We start from the raw sequence: 26,900 nt of genomic DNA, 5'->3' as shown, positions 1-26,900 counted from the left end.
CCAGGATGACGAAAGCGATGTAGCGATGAGGGGCAGCCTACAGCGATTGCCCTGGCGTTTGAACAAGCCCCCCGCTCGGAGCGCCTCCGCCTACTCGCCGTAGACGTCGAAGGCAAAATACTTGTCGTTGATTTCCTTATATTTGCCGTTGGCGCGCAGCGCGTCGATCGCCGCGTCGAGTTTTTGGGCCAGCGCCTTGTTGCCCTTCTGCAGCGCGATGCCGACGCCTGGGCCGTGGATGGCCGGGTCGGGGGCCAGGGTGCCGAGCAGCTTGCAGCAGGCGCCCTCGGGCTTTTTCAGCCATTCGGTCAGCAGGATCGAGCCGTCCATTACCGCGTCGAGGCGACCGTTGACCATGTCGGTGCGGGCGTCGTCGCCGGTCGGATACGGTTTTATCGTCGAGCCTGCGTATTTCTGCTCGGCGAAATTCTGATGGATCGTCGCGCTCTGGACGCCAAGCGCCTTGCCTTTCAGGTCCTCGGGCGAGGTGCCGGTGACGGTCGAATCCTTCGGCACCGCGATGGCCGGCGGCGTCTGGTAGTATTTGTGGGTGAAGTCGACCTTCTCGGCGCGTTCCGGCGTGATGGTGATGTTGATGATGGCGTCGAATTTGCCGGCCTGCAGGGCGGGGATCGAGCCGTCGAAATCCTGCACGACGAACTCGCACTCAGTCTTCATCTCGGCGCACAGCGCCTTGCCGAGATCGATGTCGAAACCGCCCAGCGTGCCATCGGCATTGGCATAGTTGAAAGGCGGATAGGCGCCCTCGGTGCCGAGCCTGAGTTTCTTGTCCTGGGCAGAGGCAGCACCGGTGGCGAGCGCCAGGGCGACGGAAGCGGCAGCCAAGAAACGACCGAAAAGGCGCATGATCCAGATCTCCGTTGATCCGCGAAGTCTACGGGGTTTTGTGGGCGCGGCGGAGACGGAAACGACATGCGCGGCGGCGATCACGGCGCGGCAAGGCCGATTGGAGGCTTCGTCGGTCAGCCGGCTGCTCGTGCCCGCCCGGTGGCGGCCTGGTCGATCGCCGACCCGTCCGCGGAAAGGGCGACGCCAAATTTCTCGGTGGCCTGTTCGGGCGTGTAATAGCCCAAGGCGACATCCCGCAGCACCAGTTGCGGATCGCGCTGCAGGGGATCACCATAGCCGCCGCCGCCCGGCGTGCCGACGCGCACGCGGTCGCCGGCCTTCAGCGCGATGTCCTGCTCCTTGGAGAGATGCGGCGGCACATGCTGCTTGCCATCGCGAAAAACAGTCACCGTGTTGACCGCGCCGTCCTTGCCGCCGAGCGCGCCTTGCGGGCCGAAACGGCCATGGTCCATGACGAAGGAGGCGCGGGCGTCGCCGCGCAGGATCTCGACCTCATAGGCGAGGCCGAAACCGCCGCGATGCCTGCCGGCGCCGCCCGAGCCTTCGCGCAGGGCATAGTGGCTGTAGAGCACCGGAAACGCCTGCTCCATGATCTCGACCGGCGGCGATTTGGAAATGCCGATGGTTGAGCAGCCATTGGTCAGGCCGTCGTGACCGGCATTGCCGCCATAGCCGCCGCCAGAAATCTGGTACATGACATAGTCGCGGCCGCGGGCCGGGTCGTTGCCGCCAAGCGCGAAATTGCCGCTGGAGCCGGCGGGAGCCGCCGTCACCTTGTCGGGCAGCGCCTGCACCATCGCCGCGAACACCGCCTCGGCGATGCGCTGCGATACCTCGGCAGCGCAGCCCGAGACCGGGCGCGGGTATCTGGCGTCGAGAAAAGTGCCTTCCGGCCGCTTGACGATCAGCGGCTCGAAGGCGCCGGCGCTGATCGGCACGTCGGGGAAAATGTGGCGCATGGCGAGATAGACCGAGGACAAGGTCGTCGCCAGCACGCTGTTCATCGGCCCAGCGCACGGCTTTGACGAGCCGGAAAAATCGAAGCTGAGCGTGTCGCCGTGTTTCTCCACCGCCAGCGCAATGGTCAGTGGCTGGTTCACCACTCCGTCGGAATCGACAAAGGCTTTAGAGCGGTAAATGCCATCGGGAATGGCCGATATGTTGGCGCGCATCTGTTCGGCGGCGCGGCGGCGCAGTTCGGCGATCGCCTCGACGACTGTTTCATCTCCGTAACGATCCAGGATTCCATTAAGCCGGTCCTGGCCGATCAGCAGTGCCGCCGCCTGCGCGCGGATGTCGCCGATGCGCTGGTCGGCAACCCTGATGTTCGAGCAGATGATGGCGTAGATCTCGCGGTCGAGCACGCCCTGCTTGAACAGTTTTACCGGCGGCAGCCGCAGGCCTTCCTGCTCGACCGCCGTTGCCGAGGCGGAAAAGCCGCCCGGCACCGAGCCGCCGATATCAGGCCAGTGGCCGGTGTTCGACAGCCAGCAGAAGATTTTTCCGTCCCGGTAGACCGGCATGGCGAAGCGCACATCCATCAGATGGGTGCCGCCGAGATAGGGGTCGTTGACGATGTAGATATCGCCTGGCTCGGGCGGCAGGCAGCGTCCGTCGGCGATCATCTCGATCACCGTCCTGGTCGAATACTGCATGACGCCGACGAACACCGGCAGGCCCTGGCTGCCTTGTGCGATCAGCGATCCGTCGACCGCCGAATAGATGCCGTCGGAGCGGTCGTTGGCCTCGGCGATGACAGGCGAGAAGGCGGCGCGCGAAAACGTCAGGTCCATCTCGTCGCAGACCTGCTGCAGCGCCGCCTGGATGACCGAAAGCGTGATAGCGTCGAGCTTTTGCATCTCAGGCTCCCCACTCGATGCCGATGTCGATGATGATGTTGCCGTCGACGTCCGAGCGCGCCCGGTCGCCGGGTTCGAGCACGGTGGTGGCGTCCATCTGTTCGAGGATCGCTGGCCCTTCGACGACGGCGTCGAGCGGCAGCATTTCCCTGCTATAGACCGGCGTGTCGTGCCAGCGTCCGCCGTACCAGACCGGCCGGATTTCGCGGCGCGCCTCATCAAGCGTTCTGGCGCGGCCAGCCGGGTCGATCAGCCGTGACAGATCGATCGCCGGCCGAACGCCCGTCACCGACGTATTGAGATTGACCAGATTGGCGCGGATCTCCGGCAGCTCAACCTTGAAGCGGGCAAAATAGGCCTTTTCGAACAGCTGCTGCAGTACCGCGCGCGTCACCGCGGACGAGGGTAGCGGCACATTGATGATATGGGTCTGGCCGACGAATTGCATGTCGGCGGAATGGGTGACGCGGATCGTCTCCGGCTTTATCGCCTCCTTGCCGATCAGCTCTTCACCTTCGTTTCGGTGCCGTTCCAATATCGCGTGAAGCTGGGCTTCGTCGAGGCTGGCCACCGGCTGGTTGACGGTGTTGACGAAATCGTGCCTGAGATCGGCGACGACGCAGCCGAGCGCATTGGTGATGCCCGGCCGCGCCGGCACCAGCACTTTGGGCAGGCCGAGCTCGCGCGCCAGTGCTGTCGCATGCAGCGGCCCGGCGCCGCCAAAAGCGAACAGCGCGAAATCGCGCGGGTCGTGGCCGCGCGACACCGAAACCATGCGGATGGCGCCGGCCATCTTGATGTTGCCGAGCCGCAGCACCGCGCCCGCCGCCTCGACGCCGGACAGGCCGGTGGGGCGGCCGATCCTGTCCTCGAAGATGCCGGTGACGTGTTCTGATGTGACCGGGTTCTCGACGGCAAGCAGTTTTTTCGGCGCCAGCCGGCCGAGCACCAGATTGGCGTCGGTGATGGTCGGCTCGCGGCCGCCGCGGCCGTAGCAGATCGGCCCGGGATTGGCGCCGGCGCTTTCCGGGCCGATCTGGATCAGGCCTGCCGCATCGACGCGGGCGATCGAGCCGCCGCCGGCGCCGACCGTGTGCACCGCCACCATCGGCACATGGATCGGCATCGCATATTCGATCTCGATCTCGTTCGACACCGCCGGTTCGGCATTGCGGATCAGCGCCACGTCGGTCGAGGTGCCGCCCATGTCGTAGGTGACCAGGTTTTCGAAGCCGGCGCGTTTTCCCGTATAGGCGGCCGCGATGACGCCGGAGGCCGGGCCGGACATGACAGTCTTGGCCGATTCACGGGTGACAAAGCGGGCCGAGATCATGCCGCCATTGCCGTTCATGATCAGGAAGTCGCGGGCATAGCCTTTTGACCCCAATTCCTTGCGCAGCCGCTCGACATAGCGCTCGAGGATCGGCTGCACCGAGGCGTTGACCGAAGCGGTGACGCCGCGCTCGAATTCACGCGCTTCCGACAGCAGTGCATGGCCTGTCGTGATGTAGCTGTTCGGCCAAAGCGCGGCGGCGATCTCGGCGGCGCGCCGCTCATGCGCCGGATTGGCGTAGGAATGCAGGAAATGGATGACGAGGGATTCGCAGCCGGCCGCGAGCAATTGTGAAACCGCGTCGCGCATCTCGGCTTCGTCGAGCCGAATGCGCACCGCGCCAGATGCTTCGACGCGCTCCGACACTTCAAGCCGCAGATTGCGCGGAATGATCGGGACGAAGCTGCCGGTCATGCCATAGGCCTGCGGCCGCGTTCGCCGGCCAAGCTCGATGACATCGCGAAAACCGCGCGTGGTGATCATGCCGGTCCTGGCCAGCCGGCGCTCGAGCACTGCGTTGGTGGTGGTGGTCGTGCCGTGCACGATGAGGTCGATGCCGCGGATGGGAAAACCGGTGGCGTCGAGCGCCGAAACGACGCCGAAGGCCTGATTGTCGATGGTGGTCGGGGTCTTGGCGATATGCACCTTGCCACCGTGACGCCCGTCGATCAGAAGCAGGTCGGTAAAGGTTCCGCCGACATCGATGCCGGCGACGACGCTGCCCGAGGAATCCAGCGTCTGCGCCGAAAAATTCTCTTCCATTGTCGAAACCCGAAATGTCAGGACTACAGATATGTCTCAGTTTGGAAAGGTGTTTCAGCCTGGCGTCTTGACGCAAATATCATTTGTATACTAATAAATTCCGGACACAAGAGCTTACCGCTTGGCAGTGTGCAAACGGCACGCCGGAACCTGATCGGTTCGGGCGCGCAGGAGAAAGTTTGGCGTCAGCGCCCTCGGGTTAGGCCAGAAGGTTAGGTTTGATGAACACCACATCCGCGCTCAACACCGCCGGCGCCCGGCCGCTGCAGTTCCCGATTCCGGCCAATGTCTATGCCGAAACCGTCGTCTCGGTGAAGCACTATACCGACCGGCTGTTTTCGTTCCGCATCACCCGGCCGCAGTCGCTGCGCTTCCGCTCCGGCGAGTTCGTCATGATCGGCCTGCCCAATGCCGAGAAGCCGGTGTTCCGCGCCTATTCGATCGCCAGCCCCGCCTGGGACGACGAGCTGGAGTTTTTTTCGATCAAGGTGCCGGACGGCCCGCTGACCTCTGAGCTGCAGAAGATCGAGATCGGCGACACCGTCATCATGCGGCAAAAATCGACCGGCACGCTGGTGGTCGACGCGCTGACCCCGGCCAAGCGCCTGTTCATGATCTCGACCGGCACCGGCATCGCGCCCTTCGCCAGCCTGCTGCGCGACCCCGATACTTTTGAGAAATTCGAGCAGGTCGTGCTGACCCACACCTGCCGCGACAATGCCGAACTGACCTACGGCCAGGAGCTGGTCGCAGAGCTGGAGAACGACCCGCTGATCGGCGAGCTGACCGGCGGCCGCGTCACGCTCTACAATTCGACGACGCGCGAAACCTCCGAGCGCATGGGCCGCATCACCGCGCTGATCGGCTCGGGAAAATTCTATGCCGATCTCGGCATCGACAAGCTCAACCCGGAGACGGACCGCATCATGATCTGCGGCTCGATGCACATGCTCAGGGACGTCAAGGAACTGGCCGAAAGCCTCGGCTTCGAGGAAGGCTCGCTGCATCATCCGGCAAGCTTCGTCGTCGAGCGCGCGTTTGTCGGGTAGGGTCTCGACACAGTTCGTCATCCCAGGGCGAAGCAAGGAGCGAAGCGACGCGGCGCAGACCCTGGGATCCATTCCGTGACATTAGAGCGTCACGACGGTGCAAAACTTTTGATGCCGGCGGGACAGCGCCCCCCTCTGTCCTGCCGGACATCTCCCCCACTTGGGGGGAGATCGGCTGTGATCCCGGCTTTCGCCAATTGTCTAAGTTGCAGGATTGAGCGGAGGGGCCAAGCTGCCAATCTCCCCCCTCGTGGGGGAGATGTCCGGCAGGACAGAGGGGGGCGCCAAGGATCGCTGCAGATCAGCATTTTATCCTGAGCCGCCGCGCTGTTGGGATTTTTCCGCTATGACCGCCTGAAGGACTCGTGAAGCGCTGCTTCACGGTCTATCTTCGGCACAAGTCGCTGAACAAAGGGGCAGGAGATGAGCAGCACAATTCGCGAGGCCGAGCTCGGACCTTCCAAGATCACACCGTTGCCGGCGCGCTCTGCCGCCAATGCGCCGGCGCCGCAATCGCACGGCATTGCCCGCAACCCCGGCATGAAGCTCGATCTCGGCTTCATGGAATCGATGCGCAGCGTCAACCGCTCGGCGCTGGAACGGCGTGTCGCCAGCCTGACCAAGCGGCGCTCGATCAAGGCCGACAACCAGGCCGCCTGGCTGCTGCGCGCCGTCGCCTGCATGGACCTGACCACGCTGAATTCGAACGACACCGACGAGCGCGTGCGCCGGCTCTGCGCCAAGGCGGTCAATCCGTTCCGCCGCGACATCGTCGAAGGCCTCGGCATTACCGGTGAAAAGATCCGCCCGGCGGCGGTCTGCGTCTATCATCCCTTCGTCGCCACCGCCGTCGATGCGCTGCGCGGCAGCGGCATCCATGTCGCCGCCGTTTCTACGGCCTTCCCGCATGGCCTCACCCCGCTTTCAACGCGCCTGCAGGAGATCGAAGCTTCAGTGAGGGATGGTGCTGACGAGATCGACGTCGTCATTCCGCGCGGGCTGGTATTTGGGGCGAAGTGGCAGGAACTCTATAACGAGATCGTTTCGATGCGCGCCGCCTGCGGCGAGGCGCACCTGAAGGTCATTCTCGGCACCGGCGACCTCGCCACGCTGCGCAACGTCATGCTCGCCTCGATGGTGGCGATGATGGCGGGCGCCGATTTCATCAAGACGTCGACCGGCAAGGAAAGCGTCAACGCGACATTGCCGGTCGGCCTTGCCATGGTGCGCGCCATCCGCGCCTATTTCGAGGAAACCGGCTACCTCATCGGCTTCAAGCCGGCCGGCGGCATTTCAACGGCAAAGGCATCGCTCGACTGGCTGGTGCTGATGAAGGAGGAACTCGGCCGACGGTGGCTGGAGCCGGACCTGTTCCGCTTCGGTGCGTCGAGCCTTTTGACCGACATCGAGCGCCAGCTCGAACACCATCTGACCGGTCACTATTCGGCCAATCATCGCCACGCGATGGCGTGACTATCGGGAGCGCCTGATGAACATTCTCGAACGCTATCACGCCATGGATTACGGCCCGGCGCCGGAGGCCCGCAATGAGGCCGATGCCTGGCTTGCCGCGCGTGATTTTTCCAAAGCGCTGTTCATCGGCGGCGACTGGAAAGCAGCGGGCGGCGGCAAGACCTTCGATACCAGCGACCCGTCTTCGGGAAAATTGCTGGCCAAGGTGTCGGATGCCGGAGCTGCCGATATCGACGCGGCGGTTTCGGCCGCGACAAAAGCGCTGCCGAAATGGGCCGCAGCCACCGGCTACCAACGCGCGAAAGTGCTCTACGCCATCGGCCGCGCCATGCAGCGCCACCAGCGGCTGTTCGCGGTGCTGGAATCGATCGACAACGGCAAGCCGATCCGCGAAAGCCGCGACATCGATGTGCCGCTGACCATCCGCCATTTCATCCACCATGCCGGCTGGGCGCAGGCGCTGGACAGGGATTTTCCGGATCAGAAGGGCGTCGGCGTCGTCGGCCAGATCATCCCGTGGAACTTTCCGCTGTTGATGCTGGCCTGGAAGATCGCGCCGGCGCTCGCCGCCGGCTGCACGGTGGTGCTCAAGCCGGCCGAGTTCACGCCGCTCACCGCCATCCTGTTCGCCGAGATTTGTCAGCGCGCCGGCGTGCCGAAGGGCGTCGTCAACATCGTCCAGGGCGGGCCGGAGGCAGGCGCGGCAATCGTCAACCATCCCGGCGTCCAAAAAATCGCCTTCACCGGCTCGTCCGAGGTCGGCAAGATCATCCGCAAGGCCACTGCCGGGTCGGGCAAAAAAATATCGCTGGAGCTTGGCGGCAAGTCGGCCTTCGTCGTCTTCGAGGATGCCGACCTCGACAGCGCCGTCGAGGGACTGGTCGACGGCATCTGGTTCAACCAGGGCCAGGTCTGCTGCGCCGGCTCGCGCCTTTTGGTGCAGGAGGGCATCACTGAAGCCTTCATCGCCAAGGTCAAGACGCGGATGAGCCGGCTGCGCGTCGGCAGCCCGCTCGACAAGAACACCGATATCGGCCCGCTGGTCGACCTGACCCAGCTCGATCGCGTCAAGGGGCTGGTCGCCGAAGGCGCCAAACAGGGCGCCGTCTGCTGGCAGCCGGACGTGGCACTGCCGTCCTCCGGCTATTACCATCTGCCGACGCTGGCGACAGGCGTTTCGCCGGCCAACATCCTGGCGCAGGAAGAGGTGTTCGGACCGGTGCTGGCGACCATGACCTTCCGCAACACCGAGGAAGCGGTCGAGCTCGCCAACAACACGCGCTACGGCCTGGCCGCCTCGGTGTGGAGCGAGAACGTCAACCTTGCGCTGCACGTCGCGCCGCAATTGAAGGCTGGCGTCGTCTGGGTCAACGGCACCAACATGTTCGATGCCGCCTGCGGCTTTGGCGGTTATCGCGAGAGCGGCTTTGGCCGCGAAGGCGGGCGCGAGGGCATGCTCGAATACCTCTCGGCAAAGCTGCCGCTCGGCCCGGCCATCAAGCCGGCACCGGCTACGGCTCAGTCGATCGAGCGGTCGGAAAGCGATGCCATCGACCGCACGGCAAAGCTGTTCATCGGCGGCAAGCAGGTCAGGCCGGACGGCAATTATTCGCTTGCGATAGCCACTGCCAAGGGCAAGCTTGCCGGCGAGGTCGGTCTCGGCAGCCGCAAGGATATTCGCGATGCCGTCGCGGCTGCACGCGCCTGCAGGGCCTGGCCGGAGGCGACCGCCTACAACCGCAGCCAGGTGCTGTACTATCTGGCCGAAAATCTTTCGGGCCGTGCCGGAGAATTCGCGGCGCGTTTAACGGAGCTGACAGGCGCCACCGCCAAGGCCGGGCGCGACGAGGTCGACCAATCAATCGAGCGGCTGTTCCTCTATGCCGGCCTGGCCGACAAGTTCGAGGGCCGCGTCCACCAGCCGCCGGCCCGCGCCGTCACCTTGGCGCTGCATGAGCCGGTCGGCGTCGTCGGCATCGTGGCGCCAGACAATGCGCCACTGCTTGGCCTGATCTCGCTGGTGGCGCCGGCGCTGGCCATGGGCAACACCGTGGTCGCGGTGCCGTCGGAAAAATATCCGCTGCTGGCCACCGATCTCTACCAAATCATCGAATATTCCGACGTTCCGGCCGGCGCCATCAACATCGTCACCGGGCGCAGCGCCGAGCTCGCCGGCGTGCTGGCCAGGCATGACGATGTCGACGGGCTGTGGCTGTTCGCCGATGCCGAGACCTGCGCCAGGGCCGAAGCCGACTCCGTCGGCAATCTCAAGCGCGTCTGGACCGGCAACGGCCGCAGCCTCGACTGGACGTCGGCCGAGGCCGCCGGCGATGCGTTGCTGCGCCGCGCCGTCGAGGTCAAGAACGTCTGGGTGCCCTACGGCGACTGAGCGTGGTGTCGATTGTCGACGTCGGGGCCGCCCCTCATTGCCCTGCCGGGCATNGGCCGAGGCCGCCGGCGATGCGTTGCTGCGCCGCGCCGTCGAGGTCAAGAACGTCTGGGTGCCCTACGGCGACTGAGCGTGGTGTCGATTGTCGACGTCGGCGCCGCCCCTCATTGCCCTGCCGGGCATTTCTCCCCGTATAGTGACGGGGAGAAAGGGCTGGCCGCAGCCTCGGCGCACATTCTACAGCGTTGGATTTTGGCGAAAACCATCGATGACAGCGCCCCTCTCCCCGTCACTATACGGGGAGAGGATGCCGGCAGGCAGGTGAGGGGCAGCGCNATTGTCGACGTCGGGGCCGCCCCTCATTGCCCTGCCGGGCATTTCTCCCCGTATAGTGACGGGGAGAAAGACGCTGGCTTGACGGCAGAATTGATGTTCTTTACCGAGAAAAAACATTTGCCACCCCTAAGCGAATAGCACCCGGGCGGCCACAGAGGGAGAAAAAAGGCATGGCGGATCTGGCAGGCAAGATCGTTGTCGTCACGGCGGCGGCACAAGGCATCGGCCGGGCGAGCGCGCTGGCTTTCGCCAAGGCGGGCGCTGTCGTCCACGCCACCGACATCAACGAGGTGCTGCTCGCCGACCTCGGCAAGATTGCCGGCATCAAGACCCGCAAGCTCGACGTGCTGAACGACGAGGCTGTGACGTCGGCCTTCGCCGAGATCGGCGCTGTCGACGTGCTGTTCAACTGCGCCGGCTTCGTCCACTCCGGCTCGATCCTCGAGATGAAGGACGCCGATCTCGATTTTGCCTATGATCTCAACGTCCGCTCGATGATCCGCACCATCCGCGCCGTGCTGCCCGGCATGCTGGAGCGCGGCGACGGTTCGATCATCAACATGGCGTCGCTGGCCGGCTCGACCAAGGGCGTGCCGAACCGTTTCGTCTATGGGCTGACCAAGGCTGCGGTCATCGGCCTGACCAAATCGGTCGCTGCCGACTATGTCGGCAAGGGCATACGCTGCAACGCCATCTGCCCGGGCACCGTCGAAAGCCCCTCGCTGGAGGACCGCATGCATGCGCAGGGCGACTACGAGGCGGCCCGCGCCGCCTTCATCGCCCGCCAGCCGATGGGCCGCCTCGGCACAGCAGAGGAAATCGCCGATCTCGCCGTCTATCTGGCTGGAGCCACCTATACGTCGGGGCAGGCTTATAATATCGACGGTGGCTGGTCGATCTAAGAGGCCTCCGGCCGCAACCAGGAGAAAAAGAATGAAACTGCTGCGCTATGGCGAAGCGGGGAGCGAACGCCCCGGCCTGCTCGATGCGGATGGAACGATCCGCGATCTCTCCGCCCATGTCACCGACATTGCCGGCAAGGCGCTCGACCCGGCATCGCTCGAAACATTGTCGAAGCTCGATCCGAAATCGCTGCCGGCGGTCTCCGGCAATCCCCGCATCGGCGCCTGCGTTGCCGGCACCGGCAAATTCATCTGCATCGGCCTGAACTATTCCGACCATGCCGCCGAGACCGGCGCCACCGTGCCGCCGGAGCCGATCATCTTCATGAAGGCAAGCTCGGCCATCGTCGGGCCTGACGACGACGTGCTGATCCCGCGCGGCTCGGTCAAGACCGACTGGGAAGTCGAGCTTGGCGTGGTCATCGGCAAAACCGCGAAATACGTCACCGAGGCCGAGGCGCTGAATTATGTCGCCGGCTACTGCGTCGCGCATGACGTGTCCGAGCGCGCCTTCCAGGCCGAGCGCCAGGGCCAGTGGACCAAGGGCAAGTCCTGCGACACCTTTGGGCCGATCGGCCCGTGGCTGGTGACCAAGGACGAGATCCAGGACCCGCAGAACATCCCGATGTGGCTGAAGGTCAACGGCAAGACGATGCAGAACGGCTCGACCAAGACCATGGTCTATGGCGTCGCCTATCTGGTCTCCTATCTCAGCCAGTTCATGTCGCTGCATCCTGGCGACATCATCTCGACCGGCACGCCGCCAGGCGTCGGGCTGGGCATGAAGCCGCCGGTGTTCCTAAAGCCCGGCGACGTGGTCGAGCTCGGCATCGAAGGGCTGGGCATGCAGAAGCAGACGTTCAAGGCGGACGAGTAGGGGCGCTCTGCCTTCTCCCCTTGTGGGAGAAGGTGGCCGCGAAGCGGTCGGATGAGGGGTGCTCCAGCTTGGCACCGACAGCACTCCGTCCAACACCCCNCTTGGCACCGTCGGCATTCCGTCCAACACCCCTCATCCGTCTCGGCGCTGCGCGCCGATCCACCTTCTCCCACAGGGGGAGAAGGAGAAAGGGGCGCGCTACTTCAGCACCTTGCCATCCGCTCCAAACCGATAAGTCTTCGCCGGATCCGGCGTCGCGTAGAGCGTGGCGCCCGGCTCGGCGTTGTAGACGCCAAAAATGCGCACGGTGATCAGCCCGGCCTTTTCGCAGTCGAGATAGAGGTTGGTGTCGGCGCCGAGATGCTCGGCATGGACGACCGTGCCTTTCCAGGCGCCGGATTTCGCATCGACGGTCAAATGCTCGGGACGGACGCCGATGGTCTTGGCCGTCTCGCCAAGCCTGGCGCCGTCGACGAAATTCATCTTCGGCGAGCCGATGAAGCCGGCGACGAACTCATTCGCCGGCGCATTGTAGAGTTCCATCGGTCCGCCGATCTGCTCGATCCTGCCCGCATTGAGCACGACGATCTTGTCGGCCAGCGTCATCGCTTCGACCTGGTCGTGGGTGACGTAGATCATCGTCGCCTTCAGCCGGCGATGCAGTTGCGCGATCTCCAGCCTGGTGTTGACGCGCAGTGCGGCATCGAGGTTGGACAAAGGCTCGTCGAACAGGAAAAGCTTGGGCTCGCGCACCACGGCGCGGCCGATGGCGACGCGTTGGCGCTGGCCGCCGGACAGCTCGGCCGGGCGCCTGGCGAGATAGGGCTCCAGCGACAGCATCGAGGAGGCGATGCCGATGCGGCGGTCGATCTCGGCCGCCGGCGTGCCTGCCTGCTTGAGGCCGAGGCCCATATTGTTCTTCACCGTCAGATGCGGGTAGAGCGCGTAGGTCTGGAACACCATGGCGATGCCGCGCTTGGCCGGCGGGGTGGCGGAGACGTCCGCGCCGTCGATGACAACACGGCCCGAGGTCGAATCCTCCAGTCCGGCGATGACCCTGAGCAGCGTCGATTTACCACAGCCGGAGGGGCCGACGAAGACGACGAATTCGCCATCGGTCACTTCGAGATTGATGCCCTTCAGCACCTCGACCGGCCCAAACGCTTTTTTCACATTCTCGATGTTCAGCGAGCCCACGGCGTTCCTCCGGATTGGAATGTGGGGGCGCTGTAGAGCGCTATCCCTGACGAAATTTCCCCTGTCACAATCGCACCGCCTTCCCGCTGCGGACGCTTTCGTCGGCGGCAAGGCAGACGGCGAGCGACTTCACGGCGTCGTCCATGTGGCGGGTCAGATCAATATCCTCGCGGACCGCCTTGAGCAGAAAGGCCTGTTCGCGATCGCAGAGTTCCTGATGGCCGGGTTCGCCTTCCATCGACAGTATCTCATCCGGCTTGGCGAATTTTCCTTCCGCGCCGGTCGCCGCGCTGTGCAGCCGGATGGTCGAGGTCCTGGTGTGGGTGTCGATGTCGTCGGATCTGACGCCCTCCTTCATGACGATCGACACGCAGCCGTTCGGCGAGATCACGTCCTTCACAAAAAAGGCGGTTTCCGAGATCATCGGCCCCCAGCCGGCCTCGTACCAGCCGACCGAACCATCGTCGAACAGCACCTGCAGATGACCGTAATTGTACATCGTGGGCGCAATCTCGTCGCTCAGCCGCAGCCCCATGCCGCGCACCTCGACCGGCCTGGCGTCGGTGATCTGCAGCATCACGTCGAGATAGTGCACGCCGCAATCGACGATCGGCGACGTCGTCTGCATCAACTGCTTGTGCGTCTGCCAGCTATGGCCGGAGGATTGCTGGTTGAGGTTCATGCGGAACACGTAAGGACCGCCGAGCTTGCGCGCCTCGGCGATCAGCCTGATCCAGGACGGGTGATGGCGCAGGATATAGCCGATTACCAGTTTTTTGCCGTTGGCCTTAGCTGCGGCAACGACACGTTTGGCATCCGCCACCGTCGTCGCCAGCGGCTTTTCGACAAAGACATGGCAGCCGGCCTCGAATGCCTTGACGGCATAGTCGGCATGGCTGTCGGAATAAGTAGCGATACAGGCGATATCTGGTTTTTCGTCGCGCAGCGCCTCGTCGAAGGAGCGCCTGATGCCACAGCCGGAAAGCCCGGCCGGCAGCGGCACGTCCGAACGGTTGACCAGCGCGGCGATCTCAAAACCCGGATTGGTGTGATAGGCCAGCGCATGGCTGCGGCCCATATTGCCGAGCCCGGCTACGACGACGCGAAGAGGTTTTTCCGAACTCACTTGACCGCTCCCGAAGTAATGCCGCGGATCAGCTGCCGCGAGAAGATGACGTAGAGGATCAGCACCGGCATGATCGCCAGCGACAGCGCGGCCAGGATGGCGTTCCAGTTGGTGACGAACTGGCCGAGGAACAGCTGGGCGCCGAGCGTCACCGTCTTGGTCTCCTCCGACGGCGCCAGGATCAGCGGAAACCACAGATCGTTCCAGATCGGGATCATGGTGAAGACGGCGACCGTCGCCATCGATGGCCGCACCAGCGGCAGCACCAGCCGGAAGAAGATGGTGTATTCGGACAGACCGTCGATGCGTCCGGCATTCTTCAGATCGTCGGACACCTGCTTCATGAATTCCGACAGGATGAAGACGGCGAGCGGCAGGCCTTGCGCTGTATAAACCAGGATCAGCGCCGTCAGCGTGTTGACCAGCCCGCTCGCCACCATCAATTGCAGGATGGCGACGGTGCCGAGGCGGATCGGGATCATGATGCCGAGGGCGAGATAAAGCCCCATCAGCGAATTGCCGCGAAAACGGTATTCCGACAGCGCAAAGGCGGCCATCGCGCCGAACAGCAGCACGAAGAACAGCGAGGCGACGGTGACGACAAGGCTGTTCTGGAAGTAATGGATGAAATCGCCCTGGCCGATGACGGTGGTGTAGCCGATCAGGTCGAAGGTTTTCGGGGTCGGCGGCGTCAGCGGCGCGCCGAAGATGCCGGCGCGGGATTTAAACGAATTCATGATGACGATGATCACCGGAAACAGCGCGATCACCGTGTAGGTCAACAGCACCGCATGGGCGCCGATGGTGCGGGGCAGGGAGTGGGTTGCCGTGCTCATATCGCCCCCTAAAACTGATAGCGACGCAGGCGCGTCTGGACGAGGAACAGGTAGACGCAGACGCCGCCAAGGATGATCAGGAACATCATCGTGGCGATCGCCGCGCCCATGTTGGGATCGCCGACCTGCAGCTGGAAACCGAAGAAGGCGCGGTAGAGGAAGGTGCCGAGGATATCGGTCGAGTAATTCGGTCCGGCCAGCGCGCCTTGCGCGGTGTAGATCAGGTCGAAGGCGTTGAAATTGCCGACGAAGGTCAGGATCGAGATGATGCCGATCGACGGCAGGATCAGCGGCAGCTTGATCTTCCAGAACTGCGACATGCCGGTGATGCCGTCGCATTCGGCGGCTTCGATCACCTCCTCTGGGATCGACAGCAATGCCGCATAGATCAGCATCATCGGGATGCCGACGAACTGCCACACCGAGATCAGGCTGAGCGTGGTCAGCGCATATTGTTCTTTGCCGAGCCACGGCGTGAACAGGCTTTTGAGGCCGACGAGATCCATCAGGTTTGGCGCCACGCCCCACAGCGGCGACAGGATCAGCTTCCAGGCGAAGCCGACGATGACGAAGGACAGGATCGTCGGCACGAAGATCGCCGTGCGGTAGAAGGCGGAGAATCTCAGCCGCGGGCTGGACAGCAGTGCGGCCAAAAGCACGCCGATCGGATTCTGCACGATCATGTGGATGATGAAGAACCAGACGTTGTTGCGCAGCGCGTTCCAGAAATTGACCGACCAGTTGGGATCGCCGAACAGCCTGCGGAAGTTTTCGAACCCGACGAAGACCTGGGCCTGGTCGATGTTGCGGAACAGCGAGAGCTGCAGCGTGCCGGCCAGCGGCAGGATCATGATCGCCGTATAGACCAGCACCGCCGGCGCCAGGAAGACGACGATATGCCAGCGGAACGGTCGTTTCGGTGCTGCGGCCATGCGTTCGGTCCCCGCCGATCAGGTTCTTGCAATTGCCGCCAAGGGTGCGGCGCCTCCCTCCCCCTCGAGGGGAGGGTGCCTCGCGAAGCGAGGCGGGTGGGGTCGGCTAAGGCCGCGCCATCGTGACTTCGACCGCGCCTCCCGGCAACGATCAAGTCGCAGCCTGCCTTTACCGACCCCCTCTGTCGCCTCCGGCGACATCTCCCCCTCGAGGGGGGAGATAGCGCTCGCTCTTACTTCGCCGGCTTATACCAGCTGTCGAGGCCGTCCTGCAGCTTCTTGGCGGCAGCTTCCGGCGTGACGGTGCCGTTGATGACGTTGGCCGATTCAACCCATGTCTCGTTTTCGAGATTCGGCGTGCCGCGCGACAGGATCTGGTAGGTCGAGCGGATGGTCGACTTGCACTTGTCGCGCCAGGAAACGAATTCCTGGGCCAGCGGGTCTTCCATCTTCACCGGGGTGTTGTTCAGGCTGAAGAAGCCCGGCAGCGCGTTGGCGTAGATGGTGGCGAAATCCGGCGAGGCGACCCAGGTCAGGAAGGTCTTGGCCGCATCCGCATTCTTCGACGCCGCATTGAGGCCCATGCCGATGTCGGTGTGGTCGGAGATGTAGCAGGCGTCGCCGGCCTTCTGCACCGGCGGCGGGAACGCGCCCATCTTGAACTGCGCCTGGGTGTTGAACAGGCCGATTTCCCACGACCCGGCCGGGTAGATGGCGGCGCGGCCGAGGGTGAACAGGTTCTGGCTGTCCGGATAGGTCTGCGCCTCGAAGCCGTCGCCGAGATAGGGCTTCCACTTGGCGAGTTCGGCAAACGGCGTAACCCACTGCGGATCGGTCAGCTTCTGCTCGCCCTTGATCAGCGCCAAACGGCCTTCTTCGCCCTTCCAGTAGTTCGGGCCGATGTTCTGGTAGCCCATGGTCGCGGCTTCCCAGAGATCCTTGGTGCCCATCGCCATCGGGATGTAGGTGCCGTCGGCCTTGATCTTGTCGAGAGCGGCATAAAACTCCTCATTGGTCGTCGGCACCTTGATGCCGAGCTGGTCGAAGGCGTCCTTGTTGTAGATGAAGCCGTGGATGACGGAAGCCATCGGCACGCAGAAGCTCGACTTGCCGTCGTCGGTCTGCCAGGCGGCCTTGGCGACGTCGGAAAAATTCTCCATGCCGGGCAGCGTCGAGATATCGGCGAGATTGCCCTTCTTGAACAGTTCCAGCGACTTGTCGAACGGGCGGCAGGTGATCAGGTCGCCGGCCGAGCCGGCGGCGAGCTTGGCGCCGAGTGCTGCATCATATTCGGTCGGCGCCGACGGCGCGAACACCACCTTGATGCCCGGGTTCTTGGCCTCAAAAGCCGGGATCAGCTTGTCCTTCCAGATGGCAAGGTCGTCGCCGCGCCAGCTTTCGATGTTGAGCGTTACGTCCTGGGCATAGGCCATCCCGGCCGAGCCGAGAATGCTGGTGCCGAGAAGCAGTGCCGTCAGTAGTTTGGTTGTCATGCTCAGTCTCCCTGTTGACCTTTTTCAGGTTCGGTTTTGAGAACAGAGGCTTTCCGCCCCATGCTCCCCTCGATCGCGGAAAGCGCCGGGCGCAGCTTCTGGCCGGTGCCTTCCAGTAACTTCTGCGCCGCATCGGCGCTGGCGGCGCCGGCGGCGAGCAGAATGGCGGTCTTGACGGCGCCGCCGCTGTTCTCGAGCAGGCGCGCCGCATCGTCCCTGTCGCGTCCGCTGATGGCGGCGACGATGCGGGCGGCGCGGTCGCGCAGCTTGATGTTGTCGGCCATGAGGTTGACCATGTAGCCGTCATGGACATGGCCAAGATGGATGGCGGCCAGCGTCGACAGCATGTTGAGCGCGATCTTCTGGGCGGTGCCGGCACCCATGCGCGTCGAGCCGGCGATCAGCTCTGGCGGCGTTTCGAGCAATATGGCGATGTCGGCCAGCCGAAGCAGCGGCGCATGCTTGTTGTTGGCGATGGCGATGGTCGCCGCCCCCCGGGCCCGGGCTTCCTCGATCGCCCTGACCGCATAGGGCGTCGAGCCGCTGGCCGAGACCGCGATCAGGCAGTCGCCCTCGCCGATGCCGGCAGCGACAACCGCCGCTGAGGCTTCGTCGGTGTCGTCCTCCGGCCCGCCGGCCAGTGCCTTGAAGGCATCGTCGCCACCGGCGATCAGGATGGCGATACGGTCGCGCTGAATGCCGAAGGTGCCGGGCAGTTCCAGCGCATCTGCCAGCGCCATCAGGCCCGAGCTGCCGGCTGCTGCGTAAGCGAGCTTGCCGCCGCTGTTCAGCCGGCTGGCGATGATCTCGGCGGCTTTGGCGATGGCGGGAACGGCGCCGCGCACCGCCTTGGCGGCCTCGATCTGCGCGTTGGCCAAACAGGAAAGGATGGCGTCCGGAGCCTGGATGTCCAGCCCCTCGGCATTCTGGTGAAGCGCTTCGGTGCGCGTTTCGGCCATCCGCTTTCCTCCAATCCGCAAAACAATACCAAAAAAATACCACTTGTCCACACGCATTAGCGATTTCCCTGCCTCGGAACTGGCCTTTCGTCAAAATGCGTAGGATTTTCAATAAAATACGCCTTAATCTTTTTGAAACGAAAATTAATCCTTGGCTATTGGTATTTTATTGGTATTATCTGCCGGAGGAGACATCGCGTGAAATTCGTGCTTGGCATCGATGGCGGCGGCACCAGCTGCAGGGCGGCCCTTGCAACAGCGGACGGCACTGTCGTCGGCCGCGCCAAGAGCGGTGCCGCCAACATCCGCACCGACCTCACCGGCGCCAGGGCCAACATCGTCGAGGCGGCAAGGCAGGCCTTTGTCGCCGCCGGGCAGGACCCCGAACTGATCCCGCAGACCCCGGCCATCCTCGGCCTCGCCGGCGCCAATGTCGGCACCTACAGGCAGCAGCTCGAAGCGATCCTGCCGTTCAGCCAAAACCGTGTCGAGACCGACGCCGAGATCGCGCTGGAAGGCGCGGTCGGCTCCGGTGACGGCGCCATGGCCATCCTCGGCACCGGCACCGCCTATATGGCGCGCAAAAACGGCAAGTCACGCGCCATCGGCGGCTGGGGATTCCAGGTCGGCGACCAGGGCAGCGGCGCCCGCATCGGCCGCGACCTGCTCGAGCAGACGCTGCTCGCCTATGACGGCATCCGCCAGGGATCGCCGCTGACGCAGGCCATGCTCGCCGTCTTCCGCGACAATCCTGAGGATTTGGTCGAGTTCACCACCAACGCAAAACCCGGCGATTTCGGCGGCTTCGCGCCAAAGGTCTTCGACCATGCCGAAAAGGGCGACATCGTCGCCAACTGGATCCTCGACAAGGCAATCGCCGATGTCGAGGCAGCACTTGGCGTGCTCGATCTCGGCGACGACGATCCGCTCTGCCTGCTTGGCGGGCTGGCGCCGCTCTATGCACCACGCCTGTCGGCGCGCTACCGGGCGCTGCTGAAGCCGCCGCTCGACGATGCGCTGGGCGGCGCAGTGCAGATGGCGGTGCGCGTTTTCTCGGGTGCGACGGAGGCGGCGCGATGAGCGAGGCCGCCGATCAGATTTTCGCCACGCTGAAGCAGTCGGCGCAAAGCGGCACGCCGCTCTATCTGCAGCTCAGGAAGAGCATCGAGGACGCGGTCAATCGCGGCCTGATCGGGCCGGGCGACGCGCTGCCGTCCGAGCGCGACATCGCCAGCAAGGCCGACATTTCGCGGGTCACCGTGCGCAAGGCGGTGCAGGATCTGGTCAAGGGCGGCATCCTTGTCCAGCGCCACGGCTCCGGCACCTTCGTCGCGCCGCGGATGGAGCGCGTCGAGCAGTCGCTGTCGCGGCTGACGTCTTTCACCGAGGACATGGCGCGGCGCGGCATGGCGGTGCGTTCGGCATGGCTCGACCGCGGCCTCTATGCGCCGTCGCCGGACGAGATGATGGTGCTCGGCCTGTCATCGAACGAACTGGTGGCGCGGGTGGCGCGCCTGCGCATCGCCAACGATACGCCGCTGGCGATCGAGCGCGCGGCACTGTCTGCCAGCGTGCTGCCCGACCCGGCGGCGATCGGTTCGTCGCTCTACGCGGCGCTTGAAACGACCGGCCATCGGCCGGTGCGGGCGGTGCAGCGCATCTCCGCCGCCAATCTCGGCGACGACGACGCGCGCCTGCTCGAAGTGCCGCCTGGCATTGCCGGCCTGCACATCGAGCGTATTTCCTATCTGGCGAGCGGCAAGGTGATCGAATTCACCCGCTCGATCTACAGGGGCGACGCCTATGATTTCGTCGCCGAGCTCCGGCTGAGCGGGCCGGGCGAAGAGGGCCGGCCATGAGCGCGACAATTACCCATATGCGGCGCGAGATCGAGGAGATCCCGGAGGCGACCGCGCGCCTGCTCGACGGCTCGGCAGCGGTGCTGACCGAGGCCGGGCGCGGCATTCGCGAGCGCGACCCAAACTTCGTCGTCACCGTGGCGCGCGGCTCCTCCGACCATGCCGCCACGTTCATGAAGTATGCGGTGGAACTGACCGCCGGCCTTGCCGTCGCGTCGGTCGGCCCGTCGATCGCTTCGATCTATGGCGCCAGGCTCAGGCTGGCCGGCTCGGCCTGCCTGGCGATCTCGCAGTCGGGCAAGAGCCCGGACATCGTCGCCATGGCGCAAGCCGCGAGAGCTGGCGGTTCGCTGACCGTCGCCATCACCAACACCGCCGATTCGCCGCTGGCGCGGGCCTGCGACTACGCGATCGACATCCTGGCCGGCCCGGAGCGCAGCGTCGCGGCGACGAAGACCTTCGTCAATTCAGCCGTCGCCGGCCTCGCCTTGATGGCGCATAGCACCGGCGACGACAAGTTGCTGGCAGCACTTGCCCGTTTGCCGGGACATTTCCGCAAGGCGATCGCCTGCGACTGGATGGCGCTGGCCAGCGCCCTTGAGACGCAGAAGTCTCTGTTCATCCTTGGTCGTGGTCCGTCCGCGGCGATCGCCAATGAGGCGGCGCTGAAATTCAAGGAAACCTGCGCCATGCATGCCGAGGCCTATAGCGCTGCCGAAGTCATGCATGGCCCGCTGGCGCTGGTCGGGCCTGATTTTCCGGTGCTGGCGCTCGCCGCCCGCGATGCTTCCGAGCCGTCGGTCGCAGCGGCCGCCGACAGCCTGGCGGGCAAGGGCGCGGCCGTCTTCGTGACTTCGGACAAGGCGACAAGCGCTCAGCACCTGCCGCATGTCGCCACCGGCCATCCGTTGACCGACCCGCTGGCGCTGATTGTGTCGTTCTATGGCTTCGTCGAGGCCTTTGCCCGCCATCGCGGTCTCGATCCGGACACGCCGCCCAATCTGCGCAAGGTGACGGAAACCATATGAGCGACCGTTTTGCCCTGACTGGCGCCCGGATTTTTGACGGCGACGACTGGCACGACGACGCTGCCCTTGTCGTGCGAGACGGTCTCGTCGAGGCCATCGTCGCCGCCGGAGCCGTTCCGTCCGGCGTCGAGCGTATCGAAACCGGCGGCGGCATGCTGGCACCGGGCTTCGTCGACCTGCAGGTCAATGGCGGCGGCGGCATCATGCTCAACGACCATCCCGATGTCGCTTCGATCGAAACCATCTGCCGGGCGCACGCGCCGTTCGGCACGACCGCGCTGCTGCCGACGCTGATCACCGACTCGCCTGAGATCACCGCGTCGGCGGTTGCCGCCGGGGCCGAGGCCGCACGGCAAAAGGTGCCGGGCTTTTTGGGCCTGCATCTCGAAGGCCCGCATCTATCGGTCGCCCGCAAGGGTGCGCATGACCCGGCACTGATCCGGCCGATGCTGGATGCCGACCAGGCGATGCTGATTGCGGCGCGGAAGACCCTGCCGGTGCTGCTGACGACTGTAGCGCCGGAATCCGTCGACCCGGCACGTGTTTCGGCGCTGGTCGAGGCCGGCCTCGTCGTCAGCCTCGGCCATTCCGACACCTCCTATGCCAAGGCGCGCGCGTTTGCCGACGCCGGCGCAACAATGGTCACCCATCTGTTCAACGCCATGAGCCAGATCGGCAACCGCGAGCCGGGTCTGGCGGGTGCCGCCATCGATACCGGCACATTGTTTGCCGGGATCATCGCCGACGGCATCCATGTCGATCCCGCCGCCATGGCCATCGCTTTGCGCGCCAAGCAGGGCCCGGCAAGGATTTTCCTGGTCACCGACGCGATGGCGACGATCGGCACCGACATGACCTCGTTCACACTGAACGGCCGCGCCGTCTACCGCAGGGACGGCAGCCTGCGGCTTGCCGACGGGACGCTGTCGGGCGCCGACCTCGACATGATCTCCGCCGTCCGCTTCGTCCACCGTGTCGTCGGACTGGACCTGTCGGAGGCGCTGCGCATGGCTTCGCTCTATCCGGCGCAGGCGATTGGCCAATCACACCGGCTCGGGCGCTTCGCCAACGGCACCGCCGCCGATATCGTTGCGCTGTCGGACGAATTGGACGTCAAGGGCGTCTGGATAGAAGGCAAGAGGGTTTTCGAGGTCGGTGTCGCAAAGGGTGCCTAAGATATCAGCCGTTTGGCCCGCAGCCTGAAGCGGCTGGTTGCTCAACTGTCCCTCTTGTCCCCAATCACCTGGGCTGGCGCCGGAAGCCGCGGTGCAGACGGTCTCGTCGGTTTCGGCAGCAGGCGGCGCACGGCGGGCGCGGCCGCCACATCGTTCCTGGCGGCGAACAGCTCGTGGTTCTTCTCGATGTCGTCGAGCTTGTAGCGATAATTGACCATCAGGCCATGCGCCTGACGCAAGGCGCGGGGCGACAGATCGCCGAAAAGGTCGATGCGCTCCAGCCGCGCGCCATTGCCGAGATGGAAGCGGGCGACTGGGTCGATCACCTTGCCGGAGGCGGTGCGAGCTTCGAGGAAATACTGTGCCGCAAGCGGAAGCAGGGCTTGGCCTGCGCGGTCGCGCACGGCAGCATCTGCATGCCAGCCCTCGTCGGCGACGAGATCCAGCGCCTCAGTGGCGGAGGGGATGGTTTCGGCCTGCTCGGCCAGCCAGCGGGCAAAGCCCGGCACTGGCGACAAGGTGACGAAATCGGTCAGGCCGGGAAGGTCGCGGCGCAGGTCCTCGACCACCTGCTTGATCAGAAAATTGCCGAAGGAGATGCCGCGCAGGCCCTCCTGGCAGTTGGAGATGGAATAGAACACCGCCGTCGTAGCCTGCCGCGGCGGCACCAGCGGCCGCTCGTCGGCGAGCAGCTCGGCGATCGTCGTCGGCATCGCCCGGGTGAGCGCGACTTCGACGAAGATCAGCGGCTCGTCGCCGAGCTGCGGATGAAAGAACGCATAGCAGAGCCGGTCGGCGGGCTCGATCCGGCGGCGCAGATCGTCCCAGGTGTGGATGGCATGCACCGCCTCGTAGCGGATGATTTTCTCCAGGATGTTGGCCGGCGTCGACCAGTCGATCCGCCGCAGCACCAGGAAGCCGCGGTTGAACCATGACGACAGCAGGTGCGTGAAGTCGGCATCGACGATGGCGAGATCGGGCAATGTGGGCAGCCGGGCAAGCAGATCCTCGCGCATGCGCACCAGCGTCTCGATGCCGCCGGGCGCCAGGTTCAGGCGGCGCAAAAGCTCCTGCCTGGCCGGCTCGGCGGCGTCGTGCAGGGCAAGTGCCGAACGATCGTCCGGCGCGGCGCGATAGGCATCCACCGCGGCGGCAAGCCTGGTGTGATCGGTGCCGAAACGATCGCGCAGTACATGCAGGAAAGCCAGCCTGCCATCGGCGCCGAGAGTTCGCCAGCGATCGAGTATTTCTCTTGCATAGGCGACGCCCGATGCCTCCCCCTGGCTGGAAAGCAGACGGACGCACAAACGTGCCAGGCTGTCGGCCGAAACCGGCTCGTCACCGCGCACGAGGTTCAGCATCATCCGGCCGCGGTCGGCGATGGTGTTCAGCAGGTCAGCGAAGAAGGGGCTGCGATTCATCGATCCGACCGTCGAAGGGGAGCCTGCGGGAGGGTCCGGAGAGGCATCAGGGTGAGACAGAGAATATGGATGGTAGTTTTGGATATCCCAATAAAATCGCCAAAAATGAACAAGGCCATTTTGGCTGGGGATCGCATGTCACGAGCGCAGGCGCACCGGCGTCGGCCAACGAATTCCTGACCGGCTGGGGAGAACAGCGCGTGCCGATGACGTCGCGCCGGCAGCGTCAGCCGGCCACCTGGTCGGCCGCTGTCCTGATCGCCTCGATGTTCGCCCGATAGGCTTCGACGCTGCCGCCCTTGAAGATAGCCGCACCGGCGACCAGCACGCTGGCGCCGGCGGCGGTGACCAGTGGCGCGGTTTCGGGCGAGACGCCGCCGTCGATCTCGATCCGGATCGGCCGATTGCCGATCAGCGCCTTCACCCGCTTCACCTTGTCGACGACCTCCGGGATGAAGGCCTGGCCGCCAAAACCCGGATTGACGGTCATGATCAGGATCAGATCGAGCCGATCGAGCACGTATTCGATCGCCGTTTCCGGCGTCGCCGGGTTTAGCGACACGCCGGCCTTCTTGCCCAAGTTCCTGATCGTCTGCAGCGAACGGTCGAGATGCGGCCCGGCCTCGGCATGCACCGTCATGCCGTCGCAGCCGGCTTCGGCGAACGCCTGCAGATAGGGATCGGCCGGCGCGATCATCAGATGGCAGTCGAAAAAGGTTTTGGTGCGGTTGCGGATCGCCTTGATCACCGGCGGGCCGAAGGTGATGTTGGGCACGAAATGCCCGTCCATGACGTCGAGATGGATCCAGTCGGCGCCGGCCGCCACCACCGCCTCGACCTCGTCGCCGAGCTTCGAAAAATCCGACGCCAGCACCGATGGCGCGATCAGGGTCTTTTGAGCCATGTTCGCTTCCCGTTCTCGAGCCCGCCTTCGCCGTAATCGTCTCAGCGCTGCTTGTCGACAGGAATCCGGTGCCAGCGCGAAAGGAGAGAGGCAGCATCGGCCACCTCTCTCCCCTGTTCAAGCGTCGCGATTTCAGTTCACGGGATGCCGCGGCCTGGCCGGTCGTGGCGGCAACACCTTGCCGCTGCCTTGCTTCACTTTCTGCAGGTTGAGCTTCTTCACAGGGTGCTTGGGCACGCAGTGTCCACGCAGCAGTTTTTCGGTTGCCCGGCAGGCGGTGACGATCACCGGCTTCTTGACGCATGCATTGCCGACCAGATGATAGCCGCGCTTGCAATCGACAATGATGGAGGGCTTGTGCACGCATCTCCCATCGATGCGCTGTTCGTCGCGCTTACACCTGTCGGCGATCACTGCATTGCGCACGCATTTCAGGCCGACCTGATGGTGACCGGGCAGGCAGTGGATGCTGACCCCAACGCATTTGCCGTCGACACGCTTTTCGGTGCTGCGGCAGGCAGCCACGACCGGCCTGTCGACGCATTTGCCACGGATCAGCCTTTGGCTCGGCAGGCATGTGCGGCCGGCATCGATGACGACCGGCGGAAGTTGCGGTTTGCCGGGATTGGGTCGCGTATCGACCGCCAGACCATCGGCATTCGGATCAAAATTGCGCTTGATGCAGGTAAAATCCTCCGTGCTGTTGTCGACGGTGGCGATCGAACCGTTCTGCTTGATCTCCTGCAGGGTGCACTGGATCGAGCGGGTTCTGACGATGCTAAGTTCGTGTGCGGCACTCGCCTTGAACACACCGCCATTGTTAAAGGCGGCTGTCGTGCCGGTGAAGAATGCGCCGTTCGAGCAACTGATGCGGTAGTGAAACGCACCCGGCGCATCGCGCTCGACCTCGAACGCCACCTGGCCTTTGCGCGGGCAGAGTTTTTTGAAGCCAGCGCTGTCCGAGACGGTGACCTCGCCTTGCCAGTCCGAATGCGCCGGCGGGTTTTCGGGGTTATCCTGAGGTGCGTCGGTGAAGCCGCCCCCACCCGCGCCGGTGCAATGGACGGTGATGTCCTTCCAGCCGTCGAAAGGTTCGAACGGGCCGTTGCCGATGATCTCGGTCTTGTACTGGAAATAGGCGGTGGCGCCGACGTCCTCCCATTTCTCATAGGTGGCGAAATAGCCATTCTTGGTCGCGTCGTATGACGCCCACGCCTGCTGCACCTCGGAGGTGATCGGCCCGTCGTTCTTCTGGCGCCAGATGCGCATCGACACCGGCCCGGCCTGGTTGGCCTGCGCCCGGCTCGTGACCTTCAACGACGGGCAGACCGTACCGGGCGTCGAGCCGGCCTGGTTCGACTGGTAGGTGGTCAGGAACAGCTTGACGTTTTCGACGTCGAATTCGCCGAAATCATTGGCGACGTCCTGAACCGGCGGCTTGATGACGGGGTCGCAGACGATTTGGACGTCGAACGAGCCATGCTCGGCATAGTGCGAGTCGTACAGCGGATGGGGCCAGCTGCCGCCCTGGGCCTCGCTGACCGCATTGTCCATGTCGAGCGCCGTGTCGGTGAGTGCCGAGAAGCTCGCATGAAAACTGTGCGTGAACGAGTAGGATTTTGTCGGCCCATCGGGCTGGAGGTGCTGGTTGCACCTGGCGATGATCTGGTCGCCGTAAGGCACGACGGCGATACCGCTATCTGAGGACAGCGGCATGATTGAGGGGTCGAAGGAGAAATTTTGCTGGTGATCGTAGTCGCGGCTGACAGGCGAGGCGCTCCAGATCGGAGGAAACGCGCCGCACTGGCCCGGTCCACAAACGCCGAGCGCCACGCCGACGTCCTGCACATAGCCTGGCCACCGTGTGTTGAGCTTCATGTGGCCCCAGAACTGGACGTTGCCGCTTTTCAGCGTGTCCCATTTTTGCTTGTCGCTCGAGCCGACATGGATTGTCGTGTTGGCGCTTTCGGTGTTGAACGACATTGACTTGATGTTCGCCTGCTTGGCGAAGGCCGGCGTGGTGGCGAGCGCAGCTGCGATCAGGGCAGCGGCCGCTGCCGTGTTGCGGAAAGCATGTTTGGCTGAAGACATTTTCTCTCTCCCTGAAATGTTGCTTCGGG

At 64.4% G+C, this 26,900-nt stretch carries 21 protein-coding genes; 9 read left to right on the top strand and 12 right to left on the bottom strand.

Translation table 11 applies throughout. The features are described 5' to 3' along the window. Positions 1–90: 90 nt before the first annotated feature. The 3 genes from X738_RS68445 to X738_RS68435 form a co-directional block, all read right to left on the bottom strand. Complete coding sequence (locus X738_RS68445) at positions 91–867, bottom strand: ABC transporter substrate-binding protein (protein WP_023801480.1); 777 nt, start codon at positions 865–867, stop codon at positions 91–93. Between the two features lie 116 nt (positions 868–983). Then, entirely contained in the window at positions 984–2,729 is a 1,746-nt protein-coding gene (locus X738_RS68440; protein WP_023801479.1) for a hydantoinase B/oxoprolinase family protein, read from the bottom strand. A 1-nt stretch (position 2,730) separates the two neighbouring features. Beyond that, positions 2,731–4,824: a hydantoinase/oxoprolinase family protein gene (locus tag X738_RS68435; RefSeq protein ID WP_023801478.1), complete on the bottom strand. Its 2,094-nt coding sequence runs from the start codon at positions 4,822–4,824 to the stop codon at positions 2,731–2,733. Between the two features lie 221 nt (positions 4,825–5,045). Between X738_RS68435 and X738_RS68430 the strand changes: the two genes are divergently transcribed. From X738_RS68430 to X738_RS68405, 5 genes are all read left to right on the top strand, one after another. Then, complete coding sequence (locus tag X738_RS68430; RefSeq protein WP_023801477.1) at positions 5,046–5,873, top strand: ferredoxin--NADP reductase; 828 nt, start codon at positions 5,046–5,048, stop codon at positions 5,871–5,873. A gap of 423 nt (positions 5,874–6,296) precedes the next feature. Beyond that, positions 6,297–7,346: a deoxyribose-phosphate aldolase gene (deoC, locus tag X738_RS68425; RefSeq protein WP_023801476.1), complete on the top strand. Its 1,050-nt coding sequence runs from the start codon at positions 6,297–6,299 to the stop codon at positions 7,344–7,346. Between the two features lie 16 nt (positions 7,347–7,362). Continuing rightward, positions 7,363–9,735, top strand: a complete 2,373-nt coding sequence (locus X738_RS68420) for an aldehyde dehydrogenase family protein (RefSeq protein ID WP_023801475.1) — start codon at positions 7,363–7,365, stop codon at positions 9,733–9,735. Between the two features lie 506 nt (positions 9,736–10,241). Further along, complete coding sequence (locus tag X738_RS68410) at positions 10,242–10,973, top strand: SDR family oxidoreductase (RefSeq protein ID WP_023801472.1); 732 nt, start codon at positions 10,242–10,244, stop codon at positions 10,971–10,973. A gap of 31 nt (positions 10,974–11,004) precedes the next feature. Then, complete coding sequence (locus X738_RS68405) at positions 11,005–11,850, top strand: fumarylacetoacetate hydrolase family protein (protein ID WP_023801471.1); 846 nt, start codon at positions 11,005–11,007, stop codon at positions 11,848–11,850. A 198-nt stretch (positions 11,851–12,048) separates the two neighbouring features. Here X738_RS68405 and X738_RS68400 read toward each other — a convergent pair whose 3' ends face one another. The 6 genes from X738_RS68400 to X738_RS68375 all read right to left on the bottom strand — a co-directional run bounded on the left by X738_RS68400 (position 12,049) and on the right by X738_RS68375 (position 18,393). Next, entirely contained in the window at positions 12,049–13,047 is a 999-nt protein-coding gene (locus tag X738_RS68400; protein ID WP_023801470.1) for an ABC transporter ATP-binding protein, read from the bottom strand. A gap of 64 nt (positions 13,048–13,111) precedes the next feature. After that, positions 13,112–14,173: a Gfo/Idh/MocA family protein gene (locus X738_RS68395; protein WP_023801469.1), complete on the bottom strand. Its 1,062-nt coding sequence runs from the start codon at positions 14,171–14,173 to the stop codon at positions 13,112–13,114. Further along, a complete protein-coding gene (locus X738_RS68390) occupies positions 14,170–15,009 on the bottom strand; it encodes a carbohydrate ABC transporter permease (RefSeq protein WP_023801468.1) in 840 nt (279 codons plus the stop codon). Before X738_RS68390 ends, X738_RS68395 begins: the two co-directional genes overlap by 4 nt. An 8-nt stretch (positions 15,010–15,017) precedes the next feature. Continuing rightward, complete coding sequence (locus X738_RS68385) at positions 15,018–15,941, bottom strand: carbohydrate ABC transporter permease (protein WP_023801467.1); 924 nt, start codon at positions 15,939–15,941, stop codon at positions 15,018–15,020. 233 nt (positions 15,942–16,174) lie between these two features. After that, the gene (locus X738_RS68380) at positions 16,175–17,434 is read right to left on the bottom strand and encodes an ABC transporter substrate-binding protein (RefSeq protein ID WP_023801466.1); all 1,260 of its coding nucleotides are present in this window, start codon (positions 17,432–17,434) and stop codon (positions 16,175–16,177) included. A gap of 2 nt (positions 17,435–17,436) precedes the next feature. Continuing rightward, the gene (locus X738_RS68375; protein ID WP_023801465.1) at positions 17,437–18,393 is read right to left on the bottom strand and encodes an N-acetylmuramic acid 6-phosphate etherase; all 957 of its coding nucleotides are present in this window, start codon (positions 18,391–18,393) and stop codon (positions 17,437–17,439) included. A 198-nt stretch (positions 18,394–18,591) separates the two neighbouring features. Between X738_RS68375 and X738_RS68370 the strand changes: the two genes are divergently transcribed. From X738_RS68370 to nagA, 4 genes are read left to right on the top strand one after another with little or no spacing between them, the layout of a single operon-like run. Further along, positions 18,592–19,473, top strand: a complete 882-nt coding sequence (locus tag X738_RS68370) for an N-acetylglucosamine kinase (protein ID WP_023801464.1) — start codon at positions 18,592–18,594, stop codon at positions 19,471–19,473. Next, entirely contained in the window at positions 19,470–20,252 is a 783-nt protein-coding gene (locus X738_RS68365; RefSeq protein WP_023801463.1) for a GntR family transcriptional regulator, read from the top strand. The genes X738_RS68370 and X738_RS68365 overlap by 4 nt, the downstream gene beginning before the upstream one ends. Further along, positions 20,249–21,280 (top strand): SIS domain-containing protein, encoded by a 1,032-nt coding sequence (locus X738_RS68360; RefSeq protein ID WP_023801462.1) that lies wholly within the window; start codon positions 20,249–20,251, stop codon positions 21,278–21,280. Before X738_RS68365 ends, X738_RS68360 begins: the two co-directional genes overlap by 4 nt. Next, positions 21,277–22,455: an N-acetylglucosamine-6-phosphate deacetylase gene (nagA, locus tag X738_RS68355; RefSeq protein WP_023801461.1), complete on the top strand. Its 1,179-nt coding sequence runs from the start codon at positions 21,277–21,279 to the stop codon at positions 22,453–22,455. Before X738_RS68360 ends, nagA begins: the two co-directional genes overlap by 4 nt. Before the next feature lie 41 nt (positions 22,456–22,496). On the opposite strand, the gene X738_RS68350 is transcribed toward nagA, so the two are convergent. From X738_RS68350 to X738_RS68340, 3 genes are all read right to left on the bottom strand, one after another. Further along, entirely contained in the window at positions 22,497–23,876 is a 1,380-nt protein-coding gene (locus X738_RS68350) for a malonyl-CoA decarboxylase (RefSeq protein WP_023801460.1), read from the bottom strand. A 226-nt stretch (positions 23,877–24,102) separates the two neighbouring features. Then, a complete protein-coding gene (gene rpe / locus X738_RS68345) occupies positions 24,103–24,780 on the bottom strand; it encodes a ribulose-phosphate 3-epimerase (RefSeq protein ID WP_023801459.1) in 678 nt (225 codons plus the stop codon). A 132-nt stretch (positions 24,781–24,912) separates the two neighbouring features. Next, positions 24,913–26,871 (bottom strand): EB domain-containing protein, encoded by a 1,959-nt coding sequence (locus X738_RS68340; protein ID WP_023801458.1) that lies wholly within the window; start codon positions 26,869–26,871, stop codon positions 24,913–24,915. Between the last annotated feature and the right edge of the window lie 29 nt (positions 26,872–26,900).

The organism is Mesorhizobium sp. L48C026A00 (assembly GCF_000502375.1).
Classification (GTDB): Bacteria; Pseudomonadota; Alphaproteobacteria; order Rhizobiales; family Rhizobiaceae; genus Mesorhizobium; species Mesorhizobium muleiense.
This window is presented reverse-complemented; position numbering and strand designations above follow the sequence as displayed.